Origin of the sequence: Streptomyces sp. NPDC020747 (assembly GCF_044334695.1) — a bacterium.
Classification (GTDB): Bacteria; Actinomycetota; Actinomycetes; order Streptomycetales; family Streptomycetaceae; genus Streptomyces.
In genome coordinates this window covers 62,038-78,314 of record NZ_JBIRTJ010000010.1, presented here as the reverse complement: position 1 = coordinate 78,314, position 16,277 = coordinate 62,038, and the positions used below count along the sequence as shown (strand labels likewise).

Here is a 16,277-nt window from a genome sequence, read left to right as displayed (position 1 = left end):
GGTACACCGGCCGAAGGAAAGTGGACGGCATGGATCAAGCACAGACACAGGTACAGGCGCTGGCACGCGCGTGGCTGGTCACCGCTGTCGAGGAGGCACGCGCGGGGCTGGAGGAGGGCGGCATCCCCATCGGGGCCGCGTTGTACGGAGCGGACGGCACCCTGCTGGGGCGCGGGCACAACCGGCGCGTCCAGGACGGCGACCCGTCGATGCACGCGGAGACGGCCGCCTTCCGGAACGCGGGACGGCAGCGTACGTACAAGGGCACGACGATGGTGACCACCCTCTCCCCCTGCTGGTACTGCAGCGGTCTCGTCCGGCAGTTCGGGATCTCGCGGGTCGTCGTCGGGGAGGCCGAGACCTTCCACGGCGGGCACGACTGGCTCGCCGAACACGGGGTCGAGATCGTGCTGTTGGACGACCCCGAGTGCACCGCCCTGATGCGCGACTTCATCGAGGAGCGCCCCGAGTTGTGGAATGAGGACATCGGTGAGTGACCCGACCATCCCGACCGTCGACCTGAGGCCCTGGGTCTCCGGCGACCCGGCGGCCCGCCGGGAGATCGCCCGTACGGTCGACGCGGCGCTCCGGACCGCCGGCTTCCTCCTGGTGACCGGCCACGGCGTCGATCCCGCCCTCCGCGCGGACATCCGCGAGGCCGCCCGCGCCTTCTTCCGGCTGCCCGCCGAGGTGAAGCAGGCGTACGCCGTCAAGGTCGGCGGCCGCGGCTGGCTCGGCCCGGGCGCCGAGGCCAACGCCTACTCGGAGGGCACGGAGACGCCGCCCGACCTCAAGGAGTCCCTGACCTTCGCGACGCGCGAGCCCTTCGACGACCCGGCGACGAACGCGGAGTGGTACGCGCCGAACGTCTGGCCCGCGGAGGCCCCCGGACTGCGAGCGCTGTGCGAGGAGTACCTGGCCCGGATGGCCGAGCTGGAGAACCACCTCCTGGACCTGCTCGGCGCGTCCCTCGGCCTCGAAGCCGACTTCTTCACCCGCCACATGAGCCACCCGACCTACGGCTTCAACATCAACTGGTACCCGGGTACGGAGGTCGTCGGCGAGCCCGAGGAAGGCCAGTTCCGTATCGGCCCGCACACCGACTTCGGCACGGTCACCATCCTCGACCGCCAGGCGGGCAAGGGCGGTCTGCAGGTCCACACGGACGACGGCGGCTGGGAGGACGCCCCCTTCGACCCGGCGGCCTTCACCATCAACATCGGTGACCTGATGGCCCGTTGGACGGGAGACCGGTGGCGCTCGGGCCGTCACCGCGTCCTGCCGCCGCCCGCCGACGCCCCCGCCGAGGAGCTGATGTCCCTCGTCTACTTCGGCGAGTGCACCCCGGGCACCGTCGTCGAGTCCGTCCCGGCTCCGGTGGGACGGGTGGCCCACGAGCCGGTGGACTCGCACACGTATCTGCGGGCGAAACTGGACTCGATCACGGTGGACTGACGACGGCCCTCGGAGCGAGCTCCCGCGGACCACGAGCCACGCGCCGCACGACCACCGGTTCCGCGATCACTCTCCGCCAAACGCGGCGACACTTTCGCAAGCTGCCGGACATCATGCGGCCTACTCCGAATCAACTCCCCCTCCCCGCCCTGCTGTTGATACACCTCTCAACAGCAGGGCGAACCGGACCGCCCCAGGGGGGAGATGCGGTGCACAGTGGGCTGCACGGCCGAGGGGCGCTGTTCGACACGGATCCGCCCGGCCTCGTCGCACGGCTCGTCGGCCTGTGCCCGTTCCAGCACGGGCCGACTCCTCTGGAGTACGCGAAGGAGCCGCCGTTCGTGGTGTTCACGGGCGGGCCCGGGCTCGGCAAGAGCGCGCTGCTCGGCGAACTCCGGGCCGCCTACGAGCGGCACACGCCCCTCGCGCTGATCGACTGCGAGGACGAGTCGTTCGCGGGGCCCCCGGCGGGGCGGCCCGACGAGGCCTGGTCGCCCGTGTCACAGGCCGTTCTGGCGATCGCCGAGCAACTCGCCGTGCCGGTCGCCGGTGCCGGGCGGATCGCCTTCCCGCGGCTGACGGCGGGGCTGCTGGCAGTGGCCGCGGGCGGCTGGCGCGACCGGGACCTGTCGCGCATCCGGCAGGAGGCCGAGCGGATCCTGCTGCTGAACGACACCGGCTCCTGGGTCGCCGGATTCACCGGCCGCTGGGTCGGCCGGGTGTCGACCAGACTGGTCGACACGCTGTCCGGCAGGGGACGGGTCGACGCGCTGTCCGGTGCCGGGGCACCGGCCGGGTCGTCCAGTGCGGCATTGCCCGGTACGGGGTCGGTCGTCGAGCCGATCATCGAGGCGACCCTGGAGGTCTTCTCGGAGGGCGTCACGCCCACCCACCGCCGGCTGCGGAAGGCGGCCGCCTGGTACCGCGACTGCCCGGGCGCGGGCGGCAGTCCGAAGCTCGGACTCATCCTGCTCTCCGGGCACTTCAGGGCGGGCGGCGACTCCCGCACCCACGCCGAGCGTTATCTCGTACGGGCCCTGCTGGCCGACCTCGACGACGCCTACACCGGTGCCGTACAGCGCGCGCACCGGCTCGGACGTCCGGTCGTCCTCGTAGACAACGTGCAGGCCACGGCCGGTGTCGGGCTGATCGGCCCGGTGCTGCGGGACCGGGCCGACGGCATCGCCGACCGGGTGGCGTTCTTCGCGGGGCTGCGCGGCGACGGCCACCCCTCCCTGCACAACGCCGCGCGCCGAGCCCTGCCCGAGGTGGCCCGCGCCACCGGCTGGGAGCCCGGCGGCACGGTCTCGTCCCACGCACTGCTCGTACCGCTGCCGCCGACGGCCAAGGCTTCTCAGACGCCCGCGTAGGAGTGCTTGCCGGTGACGAAGATGTTCACGCCGTAGTAGTTGAACAGCCAGCAGGCGAAGGCGATGAGCGCGATGTAGGCGGCCTTGCGGCCCTTCCAGCCGGCGGTGGCCCTGGCGTGCAGGTAGCAGGCGTAGGCGACCCAGGTGATGAAGGACCAGGTCTCCTTCGGGTCCCAGCCCCAGTAGCGGCCCCACGCGTCGCCCGCCCAGATGGCGCCCGCGATGATCGTGAACGTCCACAGCGGGAAGACGGCGGCGTTCACGCGGTACGAGAACTTGTCGAGGGACGCCGACGCGGGCAGCCGCTCCATGACGGACGTGGCGAACCGGCCGGGCTTCCCGCCGGTCGTCAGCTTGTTCTCGTACGAGTCCTTGAAGAGGTACAGGATCGTGCCGACCGCGCCCACGTAGAAGACGGCACCGCAGAAGATCGCGGTGGAGACGTGGATGTAGAGCCAGTACGAGTGGAGGGCGGGAACCAACTGGTCGCTGGCGGTGTACAAGACAGTGACGGCGAGACCGAGATCGAGGAGGACCGTGGTCACCAGGAAGAGGCCCATCCAGCGGACGTTCTTCTTCATCGCGAGCAGCGAGAGGTACACAGCGACGGCGACGGTGGAGAAGGTGATGTTGAACTCGTACATGTTGCCCCACGGCGCCCGCTGCACCGACAGAGCACGTGTGAGCACACCGCCGAAGGCGATGAGGAAGGCGAGCACGGTAAGGGACACGGCGATACGCCCGTAGAGGTCCCCCTGCTCGTCCCCGCCGTGCGCGCCGGGCCCGTCCGGCACGTCCCGGGAGCCGGGGGCGGCCCGCGTGACGACCTTGGGCCGTTCCAGTACGGCTGTTCCGCCCGCGTTCTTCACGGTGACCGCGGGAGCCGCCGCCTTCTTGGCGTCCTTGTCCGCGGTCAGCGCGGCGGCCGTCCGGCCGACCTTGCTGCGGCTGCCGAAGAGCCATTCGGCGATGTACGCGAAGAAGGCCAGCGTGTAGACGGCCATCGCGGAGTAGATCAGCGTGTTGCTGAGGTTCGCGAGGTTTTCGTTGGTCGCGGCGGCGAGCTCGGTTGCGGCGGCGAGCTCGGTTGCGGCGGCGAGAGTCATTTGGTCTCAGCCCCTTCGGCGGCAGGTACGGCAGGGGGTTCGGGGGTGGAGGTCTTTGCTTCCGAGTCCGGGTCGGACTCCGGTGTGCTCGGGGTTTCCGGAGTGTCCGGTGCGCCCGGCGCCAGGTCGTACAGGATTCCGGCCAGGTCGCCCAGTTCCTCCGGGACCTTGGCGGACTCGCTGCGGCCGAGGCCGGCCATTTCGACGACGGTGACGCCGTCGGGCCCGGCGGTGGCGCGGACCCAGACGCGGCGGCGCTGGATGAAGAGGGAGGCGGCGAGGCCGAAGATGGCGGTGAGGGCTCCGGCGAGGGCCCAGCCGGCGCCGGGCTGCTCGGTGACCTGGAAGCCGGCCCACTCCTTGATGTCCTTCTCGAAGGTGATCGAGCCGGCGCCGTTCGGGAGCTTCATGGTCTCGCCCGGCTTCAGGTTCTCCCTGAGCTGCTTGCCCTTGGAGTCCTTGAAGCCCTTCATGTTGGTCTTGTCGAGCTGGTACACGCTCTGCGGGAGGCCCGAGTCCACGCCGAGATCGCCGTGGAAGGCCTCCAGGTTCAGCACCGGGTTGAGCAGCGCGGGGAACTGCGAGACCACCGCGGTGTTCGCCCCGCCGTAGGCCGGAAGGAAGAAGGCCCGGAAGCCGAGCTGGTCCTTCTTGCCCTTGGCGTCGCGGTAGCCGTCCATGACCTTGATCGCGCCGGTGGAGGTGACGTTGGAGTCGAGCGGCAGCAGCGGCACGGCCTGGGAGTAGACGATGTCGCCCTTGCCGTCCCGCACGGTGACGACGGGCGCGTACCCGTGACTGACGAGGTAGACCTTCGTGCCGTCGATGTCGAGCGGCTCGTTGACCTTGATCGTCCGCTGCTTCTCCTTGCCGTCGGAGCCCTCGCTGTAGGTGACGTCGGACTCGTACGTGCGCGGGGTGCCCTTGTTGGGCCCGCTCGGCTCGTACGTGCCCTTGAAGTTCTTCAGGACGAAGCTGAACGGCTCCAGGTCGTCCGGGCTGAAGAGGTTCCCGGACTTGAAGTCGTCGTACTGCGTGAGGGTGTTGGCGAAGCCGTCGCCCTCGACGATCAGCTTGTTGCCCTCGTACTTGAAGAGCTGGCCCCAGGCGAAGGCGGTCAGCATCACGATCAGCGCGATGTGGAAGGCGAGGTTGCCGACCTCCCGGAGGTAGCCCTTCTCGGCGGCGACGGCGTCCCCGGCGGCATGCGCGCGAAAGCGCCGCCGCTTGAGCAGCTTCAGTGCCTCCTCGCGGACCGCCTCCGGCTCGGCCTCGGTGCGCCACGTCGTGTACGCGGGCAGCCGGTTCAGCCGTCGCGGGGCGCCCGGCGGCCTGCCACGCAGCTGGCCCACGAACTGCCAGGTGCGGGGCACGATGCAGCCGATGAGCGAGATGAACAGCAGGATGTAGATCGCCGAGAACCACACCGAGCTGTAGACGTTGAAGAGGCCGAGCTTCTCGTAGATCGGCCCCAGGGTCTCGTGCCGGCCCATGAAGTCGGCGACCTTGGTCTCGTCCTGGCCCGTCTGCGGGATCAGGGAGCCGGGGATCGCGCCGAGCGACAGCAGGAAGAGCAGGATCAGCGCGACCCGCATCGAGGTCAGCTGCCGCCAGAACCAGCGCACCCAGCCGACGGTCTCGCGGCCGGTCCACGCCAGCCAGCCCGCGGCACCGGGGGCGCGCACACCACCGAAGGAGCCCGGTACGACCGTGTCCCGGGGCGCGGTGGACAGCTGCGCCCCGGCCGCACCGAGTTCGCCCGCGTCCCGCGCCGCGGCGCTGTCCGTCGCGGTGCTGCCCGTCGCGGCGGTGTCGTTCCCCTCGCCGGTCGCCTCGCCGGACGCCCCACCGGTCCGCACGTCCGTGTCCCGTGTCGTGCCCATCGATCAGACCCCTACCGTGAAGCCGTCGGACCAGCCCTGCATCTCCTGCACGATGCTGTCCCACGCGCCGGTCAGCAGCAGCAGACCGGTCGCGATCATCATTCCGCCACCGACGCGCATGACCCACACGTAGTGGCGCTTGACCCAGCCGAAGGCACCGAGCGCCTTGCGGAAGGCGACTGCCGCGACGACGAAGGGCACGCCCAGACCGACGCAGTACGCGATGGTCAGTATGGCCCCGCGGCCCGCGCTCGCCTGGTCGGAGGAGAGCGCCAGCACGGAGGCGAGGGTCGGGCCGATGCAGGGCGTCCAGCCGATTCCGAACAGCGCACCCAGCAGGGGGGCGCCGACCAGCCCGGCGACCGGCCGCTTGTGAAAGCGGAACTCCCGCTGGGTCAGCCAGGGCATCATCCCCAGGAAGAACACGCCCATGAGAACCATGAGCACGCCCAGCACCTTGGACAGGGTCTCCTTGTGTTCCTGAAGGGTCGACCCGAAGTAGCCGAAGAGCGCCCCGCCGGAGACGAACACGACGGTGAAACCGAGCACGAACAGCGAGGCCCCGGCGACCATCCGCCCACGCCGCGCATCGGCCAAATCGGTGCCGCTGACCCCGGTGACGTACGACAGATAACCCGGCACGAGCGGCAGTACGCACGGTGAGAAGAAGGAGACGAGTCCGCCGAGTACGGCGATCGGGATGGCGAGTACCAGCGCCCCGGTGAGGACGGTCTGGTTGGGGTCGGTGCCCGCGGCTACGAGTAGGGACACGAGCCGTCACTTCTCCGCGAGGATCGGCTTGAGCATCTTGCGCAGGCTCGCCTCGCTGAGCGCCGACAGCGAGCGGGAGGCGACCTTGCCGTCCCGGTCGAGCACGAGCGTGGAGGGGATCGTCTGCGGGTTGAGCGTGCCCTTCTTGAAGCGGAGCATCAGCTTGCCCGTCGGGTCGTACAGGCTCGGGTACGTGACGCCGTGCGCCTTCTCGAAGGCGATCGCCGGACTGGTGCTGGTGTCGCGGGTGTTGATGCCGACGAACTGCACGCCCTGGTCCTTGAGGTCCTCGGAGACCTTGACGAAGTTCTTCGCCTCCAGGCGGCAGGGGCCGCACCAGGAGCCCCAGACGTTCAGGACGACGATCTTGCCCTTGTAGTCGGCGACGTCGAGCTGCTTGCCGTCGATCGTCCTGCCCGACAGTTCGGGAGCCGCGACCCGGCCGCTCTTCGCGACCGTCGCGATGCCGTCGGAGCCGGTGACGAAGCCGGTGTTGCCGGCCCCGCCGGACTTGCCCCCGGAACCGCAGGCGGACAGCAGCAGCGCCGCGACGACGGCCCCGCCGGTCAGCAGGACGGCGCGGCCACGACTACGGCTGCGACTACGGCCGTGGGCCCGGTTCGTACGGTTCGTGCGCTGAGGGGTCCGGATCGAGCGCTGGGGGGCGCGGCTGGCGGCACTCATGTGAAAAGTTTCGCATGTCCGTTCCGGGGATCTTGCGCACCCCCCTCGCGGGCGGAAACCCGCATGTCAGACGCTATTTCGGGCACTGCCTCCGGCGGGCGTCAGGCGGCCTTGCCCGTGCCCTTCTCCGGCCGGTTCGCGGAGTTCGTGCCGGCCTGGCCGAGGAACCTGTTCCAGCCACCGTCCGGTTCCTGCCCCACACCGAGCGAGCGCAGCTTCTCCAGGACGGCCGGGTCCTGCGCGTCGAGCCAGTCCACGAACTGGCGGAACGACACCAGGCGTACGTCCTTCTTGCCGGCGATGTGCTTCAGCGCGCCCTCCACGGCATCCATGTAGATGCCGCCGTTCCACTCCTCGAAGTGGTTACCGACGAAGAAGGGAGCACGATTGGCCCCGTATGCCCGCTCGAAGCCCGCTATGTATGACTTGGTCGCCTGCTCGCGCCAGGCCGGGTAGTTGGCGGGCGGGGCCTGCGTCGAGTTGACCGACTGGTTGGCGAGGATGTTGTAGTCCATCGACAGGACCTCGAAGGAGTGGCCGGGGAAGGGCATCGCCTGGAGCGGCAGGTCCCAGACGCCGCCGTTCTTCCTGGGCCAGACCTGGGTGCCGCCGGGCGAGGAGGCGTCGTAGCGCCAGCCGAGTTCGCGGGCGGTGGGCAGCAGGTTGCCCTGGCCGAGCAAGCAGGGCGTGCGGCCGCCGATGAGTTCCTTCTCGTAGTCGAAGGGCAGCGCGGGCACCTCGGCCTCGCTCCAGCCGGTGTTCGTACGCCATTCCTTCACGAAGGATTTCGCCTGGGCTATCTCGCTCTTCCACTGGGCGGGCGTCCAGTTGCCGACCGTGCCGCTGCCGCCGCAGAAGTGGCCGTTGAAGTGCGTGCCTATCTCGTGGCCGTCGAGCCAGGCCCGCCGGACGTTCTTCAGCGTCGACTTGATGTGGTCGTCCGTCAGATAACCGATGTCGGACGCGCCCGGCGCGTTGTTCGGCGGGAGGTACTTGCGCTTTTTCGACTCGGGCAGCAGATAGAGCCCGGAGAGAAAGAACGTCATGCTCGCGTCGTGCTCTTCGGAGAGTTTCAGGAATCGCTCGAAGAGGCCGTTGCCGACGTCACCCGCGCCGTCCCAGGAAAAGACGACGAACTGCGGCGGGGTCTCGCCGGGTTCCAGACGCCGGGGCTTACCGGGCTGCTTAGGCTGCTTCCCGGTGAAGGAGGTGGAACCGTCACCGATGGGGCGTACGGGGTGGTCGCCGCCCTTGTTTCCGCCGGTACCACGATTTCCGCCGGTACCACGGTTTCCGCCGCGGTTTCCGCCACTGTTTCCGGAACCCCCGGCCCCGCCGGAGCCGTCTCCCAGTGCGGTACCGCAGCCCGCGAGTCCCATCGCGGCCGCGGTCCCGACTCCGAGCCCCAGCGCTCCCCTCCGACTGATGCCGCGCATTCCGTCCCCATTCGTCGCGCCCGGTGCCCATGTCGAATGGACACCGGGTTAGAGGGCACGACGAACACGTGGGTTCCCGGTCACACGCAGATATTTCGGTGACTATACGAAGATGAACCTGTAACGGACACCCCGGAACGTGACAGACCGATTTCCCGTCCCGGCAGGGCAACTTTCTCGGGGGCCCAGAGGCCGGCCCCCACTGCCTTCACGATGAGAACTACGCCCCGAAGGCCTTGGACTTGCCCTTCACGGGCTTGGCGCCGGCCAGCAGATGCGCGGGCACAAGATCCCGCGCGGGCTCGCTGTAGCCGACGGACACGATCTTGTCGCCCTGGTACGTGAAGGTCGTCAGCGACGCCAACGTGCACTGCCGCTTCCGCGGGTCGTGCCACAACCGCCGCCGCTCCACATAGGACCGCACGATCCAGATCGGCAGCTGATGGCTGACACACACCGCCTCGTGCCCCCGGGCCGCGTCCTTCGCGGCGTCGAGCGCCCCCATCATCCGTACGACCTGGTCCACGTACGGCTCGCCCCAGGACGGCCTGAACGGGTTGACGAGGTGCTTCCAGTTCTCGGGCCGGCGCAGCGCACCGTCCCCGACGCCGAAGGTCTTGCCCTGGAAAATGTTCTCGGCCTCGATCAGTCGGCCGTCGGTGGCGAGGTCGAGGCCGTGCGACTTGGCGATCGGCGTGGCCGTCTCGCGCGCCCGCTCCAGCGGGGAGGAGACGACATGGGTGATGTCCCGCGGGGCGAGGTGCTCGGCGACCCGCTCGGCCATCTGCTGCCCGAGCTCGGACAGGTGGTAGCCCGGGAGTCGCCCGTACAGAACCCCGTCCGGGTTGGCGACCTCGCCGTGCCGCATCACGTGTACGACGGTGATGTCACTCATGCTGCCGTGGCCTCCGCTGCTGCCCGTGCCGCCGCCGGAAGGGCGTCGGCGATCCGCTGAACCGCCCGTTCGTCGTGCGCCGTCGACACGAACCAGGACTCGAACGAGGACGGCGGCAGGTACACACCCTGCGCCAGCATCGAGTGGAAGAACGCGGTGAAGCGGTACGACTCCTGCGCCTTCGCGTCCTCGTAATTACGTACCTCCGCCTCGGTGAAGAAGACGGAGAACATGTTGGACGCGTTCTGCAGCCGGTGCGCCACACCTTCCTTGGTGAGGGCGTCCGTGACGAGCGTACGGATCTGCTCGGACACCGCGTCGACCTTGACGTACGCGGCGTCGTCGAGCAGCCGCAGCTGCGCGAGCCCGGCGGCGGTCGCGACCGGGTTCCCGGACAGGGTGCCGGCCTGGTAGACGGGACCCGCGGGCGCGAGGTACGCCATGACATCCCGCCGCCCGCCGAACGCGGCGGCCGGGAAGCCGCCTCCCATGACCTTGCCGAAGGTCATGAGGTCGGGGGTGACGCCGTCGATCCCGAACCAGCCGGCCCTGCTGGTACGGAAGCCGGTCATGACCTCGTCGGAGATGAACAGCGCGCCGCCCTCGGCACAGACGTCCTTGAGGCCCTGGTTGAACCCGGGCCCGGGCGGCACCACACCCATGTTCCCGGGCGAAGCCTCCGTAATGACGCAGGCGATCTCACCGGGGTGGGCCCGGAAGGCCTCGCGCACGGCGTCGAGATCGTTGTACGGCAGGACGATGGTGTCCCCGGCCTGGGCGCCGGTGACGCCCGGGGTGTCGGGAAGCCCGAAGGTGGCGACACCGGAGCCGGCCGCGGCGAGCAGCGCGTCCACGTGCCCGTGATAGCAGCCGGCGAACTTCACGACCTTGGCGCGGCCGGTGAACCCGCGGGCCAGCCGGATCGCGGACATGGTGGCCTCGGTCCCGCTGGACACGAGCCGCACCTGTTCGAGGGGCTCGATCCGCCCGGTCATCTCCTCGGCGAGTGCGACCTCGCCCTCCCCCGGCGTACCGAAGGAGGTGCCTCGGGACACGGCCTCCTGGACCGCCGCGATCACCTCGGGACGAGAATGGCCGAGGATCATCGGCCCCCAGGAACAGACCAGGTCCACGTACTCCCTCCCGTCGGCGTCCGTCAGGTAGGGACCGTTGCCGGACACCATGAACCGGGGCGTACCGCCCACGGCCCGGAACGCGCGGACGGGAGAGTTCACGCCACCGGGCGTGACGGCCGCCGCACGGTCGAAAAGGGTCTGCGAGACCGGCGCCTCATAGGGATAGGGGATCACTGCCCCCGCCTCGGGTGACGCACCGCCGGAGTTGTTGTTCGCCTCTGCCATGTCCTTCAGCGTACGGCCCGGGGCCGTACGCCCCGGCTCTGCCCCGGGGTCTCCGGCAGCAGAGCCCTCCCGTCCGAACCATCCCCTCCAGATGCCCGATTTCACCTATATCTGCTAATCGGCTCGGGAACGGTATACCCTGCTGTCACGCGATACCGCGCGCCGCTCCACACTTCGTTGGTCACCGCGAGCGCGAACTACCTAGACTCCCTGAAGGTGCCGTTCTCGGGGATAGTTGACTTCACGCGCGTGGGGTCGGTCCACGGCGACGGACAAGTGTTTCAACGCACGTTTCGGCGGGCGGTCGTGGGGGAGGTCACTCTCACGATGATCGGGTTGCGTGGCGGGGGTCGCGCGCCTTGGAAAAGCAGTCGGGTGGAGATATGCATCGCGGTGGCGGACTGGGCGAGGGGACCGATGACCTGGGTCCTCGGCGTGCCCGGCGGGGGAAGCACCGACGCGAGGCGGAAGCGGCCGAGACACGTCACGCACAGGGATCACAGGGCGAACCTGAGCGGAACGACCCGTCGAGCCGTATGGACGGTATGGACTACACAGACCGCGGGGCGGACCAGCTCAGGGCAGGAAGCGGGAATGGTGGCCGGGTGGGGGTGACGTACAAATACTTCGGAGCCCCGGACGGCGCGACCGCCGCTCGCGTTCCGATCTCCATGAGGCCCGAGGAACTCGGCGGCGACGAGCTCGGCATGAACGGCATGTTCACCAAGATCAAGCCGGAGACGATGGCCGCGATGGTCCTCACCGGCATAGAGGGCATACCTCTGCACAAGGTGCCCCCGCTGGAACTCGTCGTCCTCCACCCCGACTACGCCGTCGTCAAGCTCCCCATGACCGTCGTCGACCCCCTGCGCGGCATCGGCGAGGAGGCCGTGGGCGCGGCCGCCTTCATCTGGTCCACGGTCCCGGACCGCGGCGGCCCCCGAGACGCGTACAACGTGTACCAACTGCTGCACGAGTGGCAGGACTTCAGCCACCGACTGCATGAGGCGGGGCACCAGCCTTATTGCCTGGTCTGGCCCTGATCCGATCCGACCCGATCCGATCCGGGGTTTCACTGGTAGCGGGCGAGGCCTTTTGGCCTCGCCCTTTTCAGTGCCGTCACCGTTCAGTGAGTTGAGGGCAGGTACGTGACGCCGAAGTGGAATTTCCGTTGTCGGCGGGGCTCCAGGGCGAGGGCGTCGGCGTGTTCGGGGCGGTTGAAGGCGTCGGTCGTCGCCTCGACGGGTTCCAGGGCGATGGAGGCGCGGCGGTCGCGGGCCAGGGTGTCGCCGGTGAAGACGTGCATGTTCCCGCCGTGCTGCCACACGCGTAGTTCGTCGCCGGTCGCGGGGTCGCTCAGCACCGTCTCGGTCCGGCCGTCGGGGCCGGGGGCCAGGTCGGTGAAGCAGGCGTCGATGACGGCGTCGCCGAGCTTCCTGGGCGTACGGAAGTCCATGTCGGGGCGGCGGTCCAGGGGCAGCAGGGCCTCCTCTCCGCGCAGGGGGATGAGGGAGGCGTCGGTGCGGATCAGGGTGTGGGCCGGGATCTGCAGGACCAGGTCGTCGATGGGGCGGGAGAGCGTGAAGTAGGGGTGCCAGCCCGACGCGTAGGGGGCGGTGGTCTCGCCCACGTTCGTCGCGCGGATCTCGATGCCGAGTTCGCGGCGGCCGATGGTGTACTCCACGTCGAGGTCGAGCGCGAACGGGTAGCCGGGGTACCGGCCCGGCCTCAGGCTCGTGGTGCGCAGCAGCAGCCGCGCGGAGTCGGCCGTCGTGGTGGCCGCGACGATCCGGAACGGCGCCTCGCGCGCGAAGCCGTGGTAGACCGTGCGGTCCGCCAAGCGGCCGGGCAGCAGATCGTGGTCGCGGCCGCCGTACCGGTAGCGGCCGTCGGCGACGCGGTTGGGGAACGGGGCGAGCAGGCCCGCCCGTACGCCGTCCTGCGACAGCATTTCCGTCTCGTCGCGGTAGCCGTCCGTCAGTTCTGTGAGTTCTGTCAGTTCCTTCTGTTCCGTCAGGTCCTTCTGTTCCGTGAGCTGGCCGGGCGCTTCGCGTGCCACCTGCCAGCTCAGCAGTGTCGCCCCGCGCAGGGCGAGGACGGCGCGCGCCCGGCCGTCCGGCGCCGAGACGGTCACGGTGGGTTCCTCGCCGAGGCGGCCTTCGGTGATCTGGTACGTGTCCGCCATCCCGGGCCCTCCCCTCATCTCATCCGGCTTCCGGGGCGAGCTTCTTCGCCCCCGTCATGATGGCCACCGCGTCCTCCATCGAGTACGACTGCGGGGTGATGACCCCGGCGCAGCCGCCGAGGCGCTGGATGTGGATGCGGTCGGCGACATCGAAGACGTTGGGCATGTTGTGGCTGATCAGGATGACGCCGAGGCCCTGGTCGCGCAGGTCGCGGACGAGCTTGAGCACCTGGCCGGTCTCGCGGACGCCGAGGGCGGCGGTGGGTTCGTCGAGGATGACCACCCGGCCGCCGAAGATCGCCGTCCGGGCGACGGCCACCGACTGCCGTTGGCCGCCGGAGAGCGTCTCCACGGCCTGGTTGATGTTCTGCAGGGTGCCGATGCCGAGCCGCTTGATGTGGTCGGACGCCTGACGCTTCATCTCGCCGGTGTCGAGCATGCGGAACACCGAGCCGAGCACACCCTTGCGGCGGATCTCGCGGGCGAGGAACAGGTTGCTGGCGATGTCCAGCGCCGGGGCCACCGCGAGGGTCTGGTAGACCGTCTCGATACCGGCCTCGCGGGCGTCCTGCGGCCGTTTGAAGTTCACCTCGGAGCCGTCGACCAGGATGCTGCCCCGGTCCGGGACGAGCGCCCCGGAGAGGCACTTGATCAGGGTGGACTTGCCGGCGCCGTTGTCGCCGATGACGGCGAGGACCTCGCCGGGGTAGAGGGTGAGATCGACGTCGTTCAGGCCGATGACCCGGCCGAAGACCTTGACCAGGCCCTTGGCCTCGAGAACGGGGGCGGTGGCGGTCGTCACGACTTCACACTCCGGATCCACTGGTCGACGGAGACAGCGGCGATCACCAGGACGCCGACTGCGAGGACTTGGTAGTTGGGGTCGATGCCGGCCAGCGCCAGGCCGTTGACGAAGACCTGGACGATCAGCGCGCCGATCAGCGAGCCGATCACCACGCCGCGTCCGCCGAACAGGCTGGTGCCGCCGATGACGACGGCGGTGATGGACTGCAGGTTGGCGTTGAGGCCGCTGTTGGGGTCACCGCCGCCGACCCGGCCGACCAGGATCCAGGCACCCACCGCGATGGCGAACCCGCCGACCACATAGGCGCTGAGCAGCACCCGGTTGACGGAGATGCCGGCCAGGCGGGAGGCCTCGATGTCGTCGCCGACTGCGTACAGGTGACGGCCCCAGGCGGTGTAGCGCAGCGCGTAGCCGATCACCGCGTACAGGGCGATCATGAGCAGGACGCCGTTGGTCAGGTTCAACTGCCCGATGGAGACGGTCTCGCCGCTCCACATGAGGATGTTGTCCGGCTGCAGGGCGATGGTCTGGCCCTTGGCGTAGATGAGCGTGATCGCGGTGAAGATGCTGAGGGTGCCGAGCGTGACGATGAACGGCGGCAGTTTGATCCTGGTCACCAGCAGCCCGTTGAGGGCCTGTGCGGCGACGGCGACGGCCGCTCCCGCCAGCAGGGCAAGCACGCCCGGCACGCCGTTGTCCGCGACGAGCTTCGACATCAGCAGCGAGGCGAGCACCATGACCGCGCCGATGGACAGGTCGATGCCGGCCGTGAGGATGATGACGGTCTGACCGACGGCCAACGAGCCGATGACGGCCGTCTGCTGGGCGATCAGCGACAGGTTCTGCAACGCGTAGAAGCGGTCGTTGACCAGGGAGAACACGATCGCGGAGATCACCAGCACGATCGCCGGGCTGAGTGCCGGCTGACGGTGCAGCACCGAGTGGATGCGCTGAGCTGGGGTGGCGGGCCGGTTGAGGAACTCCTCCGCCGGTGCCGGTGTGGCTTGACTGTCCACGTGGGTGGTCACAGGGGTCCTTCCGGTTCTTTCCCTCGTGCCCTCGTGCGGGCCTTCATTGCGGGTTGCGGGCTCGGCTCATGGGCTCGGCTCATGGGCTCGGCTCATGGGCTCGTGCGGTGCGGGTGTGCCGCCGGTGCGGTGCCGTACCGGCGGCACACCCGGCCGGCCGGGTCAGCTGCCCCAGCAGGCGGAGGCGGCCTGCGACGGGGACTGGACCTTCAGGCCCTCGATGGGCTTGGCGGCGACCAGCGCGGTGCCGGTGTCGTAGAACGACTTCCCGTTGGTCACGCTGGGCTTGCTGCCGCCGCGGGCCAGCTTCGCGATGGAGCTGACGCCGAGCGCCGCCATCTTGCCCGGGTACTGCACGGCGTCGGCGGCGAACTTGCCGCTGGTGACGTTCTTCAGGCCCGAGCAACTGCCGTCGATCGCGTAGATCGCGACGCCCTTCGTCTTGCCCGCCGCCTTCAGCGCGTTGTACGCGCCCTCGCCCGCCGGCTCGTTGATCGCGTAGACCACGTTGATGTCCGGGTTGGCGGACAGGCAGTTCTCCATCGCGGTGCGTCCGCCGTCGATGGCACCCTGGGTCGGCTGGTGGCAGGCGATCGTGTAGGTGCCGCCCTTGCCGCCGGTGTACTTGCCGGTCTTGGCCTCCTTGCCGTTCTCGGTCTTGCTGCCCGGGTCGATGCCCATGCCCTTGAGGAAGCCGTGGTCGCGGTTGATGTCGACGGAGACGACCTGGTTGTTGAACAGGTCGAGCATGGCTATGACCGCCGGCTTGCCCTCCAGCGCGGCCGCGGCGTACTCGCCGTCGAGCTTGCCCGCCTGCTCGTTGTCGGTGGCGTACGTGATGTCCGCGACGCTCGCCGGGTTCGGCGCGGTGTCCAGGGCGATCACGAACAGGCCGGCCTGCTTGGCGCGCTTCAGCGCGGTGTTCACCGCGTCACCGTTCGTGGTGATCAGGATGCCCTTGTCGCCACGCGAGACGGCGTTGTCGATGGCGGTGATCTGGGTCTGGGTGTCGCCGTCCGACGTTCCCGCCGCCACGGTGAGGCTCACCTTGTCCTTGGCGGCCTGGGTCTTGGCGTCCTTCTCCATGCTGACGAAGTACGGGTTGCTCAGTGTCTTCAGGATCAGTGACACACCCACCTTCTCGCCGCCGGACGACGAGGAGCTTCCGTCGGAGGAGCCGCAGGCCGCGAGGGTCGCGCAGAGGCACACGCTGATGCCGATCGCTGCCGCCCGGGTGCGCCGACTGCGGTGGCCCGACACCTGGCTGATGGAGAGGTTCATGGCTTGATCCCTTTCGG

15 protein-coding genes are annotated in these 16,277 nt (G+C 69.3%); 4 read left to right on the top strand and 11 right to left on the bottom strand.

Going from position 1 to position 16,277, the window contains the following annotated elements; genetic code table 11:
• Positions 1-29: 29 nt before the first annotated feature.
• From ACH4YP_RS25515 to ACH4YP_RS25505, 3 genes are all read left to right on the top strand, one after another.
• Positions 30-497, top strand: a complete 468-nt coding sequence (locus ACH4YP_RS25515) for a nucleoside deaminase (protein ID WP_398492685.1) — start codon at positions 30-32, stop codon at positions 495-497.
• The gene (locus tag ACH4YP_RS25510; protein WP_398492683.1) at positions 478-1,455 is read left to right on the top strand and encodes an isopenicillin N synthase family dioxygenase; all 978 of its coding nucleotides are present in this window, start codon (positions 478-480) and stop codon (positions 1,453-1,455) included. The genes ACH4YP_RS25515 and ACH4YP_RS25510 overlap by 20 nt, the downstream gene beginning before the upstream one ends.
• Positions 1,456-1,664: 209 nt before the next feature.
• Entirely contained in the window at positions 1,665-2,825 is a 1,161-nt protein-coding gene (locus tag ACH4YP_RS25505) for a hypothetical protein (protein WP_398492681.1), read from the top strand.
• Here ACH4YP_RS25505 and ccsB read toward each other — a convergent pair.
• From ccsB to hemL, 7 genes are all read right to left on the bottom strand, one after another.
• Positions 2,810-3,931 (bottom strand): c-type cytochrome biogenesis protein CcsB, encoded by a 1,122-nt coding sequence (ccsB, locus tag ACH4YP_RS25500; RefSeq protein ID WP_398492679.1) that lies wholly within the window; start codon positions 3,929-3,931, stop codon positions 2,810-2,812. The two genes, ACH4YP_RS25505 and ccsB, sit on opposite strands and share 16 nt — an antisense overlap.
• Positions 3,928-5,814 carry a cytochrome c biogenesis protein ResB gene (locus tag ACH4YP_RS25495; protein WP_398492677.1) on the bottom strand — a complete coding sequence of 629 codons (1,887 nt, stop codon included), beginning with the start codon at positions 5,812-5,814 and terminating at the stop codon, positions 3,928-3,930. The genes ccsB and ACH4YP_RS25495 overlap by 4 nt, the downstream gene beginning before the upstream one ends.
• Before the next feature lie 3 nt (positions 5,815-5,817).
• The gene (locus tag ACH4YP_RS25490) at positions 5,818-6,585 is read right to left on the bottom strand and encodes a cytochrome c biogenesis protein CcdA (protein ID WP_361068366.1); all 768 of its coding nucleotides are present in this window, start codon (positions 6,583-6,585) and stop codon (positions 5,818-5,820) included.
• A gap of 6 nt (positions 6,586-6,591) precedes the next feature.
• The gene (locus tag ACH4YP_RS25485) at positions 6,592-7,269 is read right to left on the bottom strand and encodes a TlpA disulfide reductase family protein (RefSeq protein WP_361068363.1); all 678 of its coding nucleotides are present in this window, start codon (positions 7,267-7,269) and stop codon (positions 6,592-6,594) included.
• A gap of 101 nt (positions 7,270-7,370) precedes the next feature.
• Entirely contained in the window at positions 7,371-8,705 is a 1,335-nt protein-coding gene (locus ACH4YP_RS25480; protein WP_398492675.1) for a hypothetical protein, read from the bottom strand.
• Between the two features lie 220 nt (positions 8,706-8,925).
• On the bottom strand, positions 8,926-9,600 hold the full coding sequence (locus tag ACH4YP_RS25475) for a histidine phosphatase family protein (protein WP_361068357.1): 675 nt from the start codon (positions 9,598-9,600) through the stop codon (positions 8,926-8,928).
• Positions 9,597-10,961 (bottom strand): glutamate-1-semialdehyde 2,1-aminomutase, encoded by a 1,365-nt coding sequence (gene hemL, locus ACH4YP_RS25470; protein ID WP_361068354.1) that lies wholly within the window; start codon positions 10,959-10,961, stop codon positions 9,597-9,599. The genes ACH4YP_RS25475 and hemL overlap by 4 nt, the downstream gene beginning before the upstream one ends.
• Positions 10,962-11,344: 383 nt before the next feature.
• Here hemL and ACH4YP_RS25465 point away from each other — a divergent pair, with 383 nt between their 5' ends.
• Positions 11,345-12,004 (top strand): hypothetical protein, encoded by a 660-nt coding sequence (locus tag ACH4YP_RS25465; protein WP_398492672.1) that lies wholly within the window; start codon positions 11,345-11,347, stop codon positions 12,002-12,004.
• An 83-nt stretch (positions 12,005-12,087) separates the two neighbouring features.
• On the opposite strand, the gene ACH4YP_RS25460 is transcribed toward ACH4YP_RS25465, so the two are convergent.
• From ACH4YP_RS25460 to ACH4YP_RS25445, 4 genes are all read right to left on the bottom strand, one after another.
• On the bottom strand, positions 12,088-13,146 hold the full coding sequence (locus ACH4YP_RS25460; RefSeq protein WP_398492670.1) for an aldose 1-epimerase: 1,059 nt from the start codon (positions 13,144-13,146) through the stop codon (positions 12,088-12,090).
• 19 nt (positions 13,147-13,165) lie between these two features.
• Complete coding sequence (locus ACH4YP_RS25455; protein WP_361068348.1) at positions 13,166-13,948, bottom strand: ATP-binding cassette domain-containing protein; 783 nt, start codon at positions 13,946-13,948, stop codon at positions 13,166-13,168.
• The gene (locus ACH4YP_RS25450) at positions 13,945-14,979 is read right to left on the bottom strand and encodes an ABC transporter permease (RefSeq protein ID WP_398492669.1); all 1,035 of its coding nucleotides are present in this window, start codon (positions 14,977-14,979) and stop codon (positions 13,945-13,947) included. Before ACH4YP_RS25450 ends, ACH4YP_RS25455 begins: the two co-directional genes overlap by 4 nt.
• Positions 14,980-15,141: 162 nt before the next feature.
• Complete coding sequence (locus ACH4YP_RS25445) at positions 15,142-16,260, bottom strand: substrate-binding domain-containing protein (RefSeq protein ID WP_398492667.1); 1,119 nt, start codon at positions 16,258-16,260, stop codon at positions 15,142-15,144.
• Between the last annotated feature and the right edge of the window lie 17 nt (positions 16,261-16,277).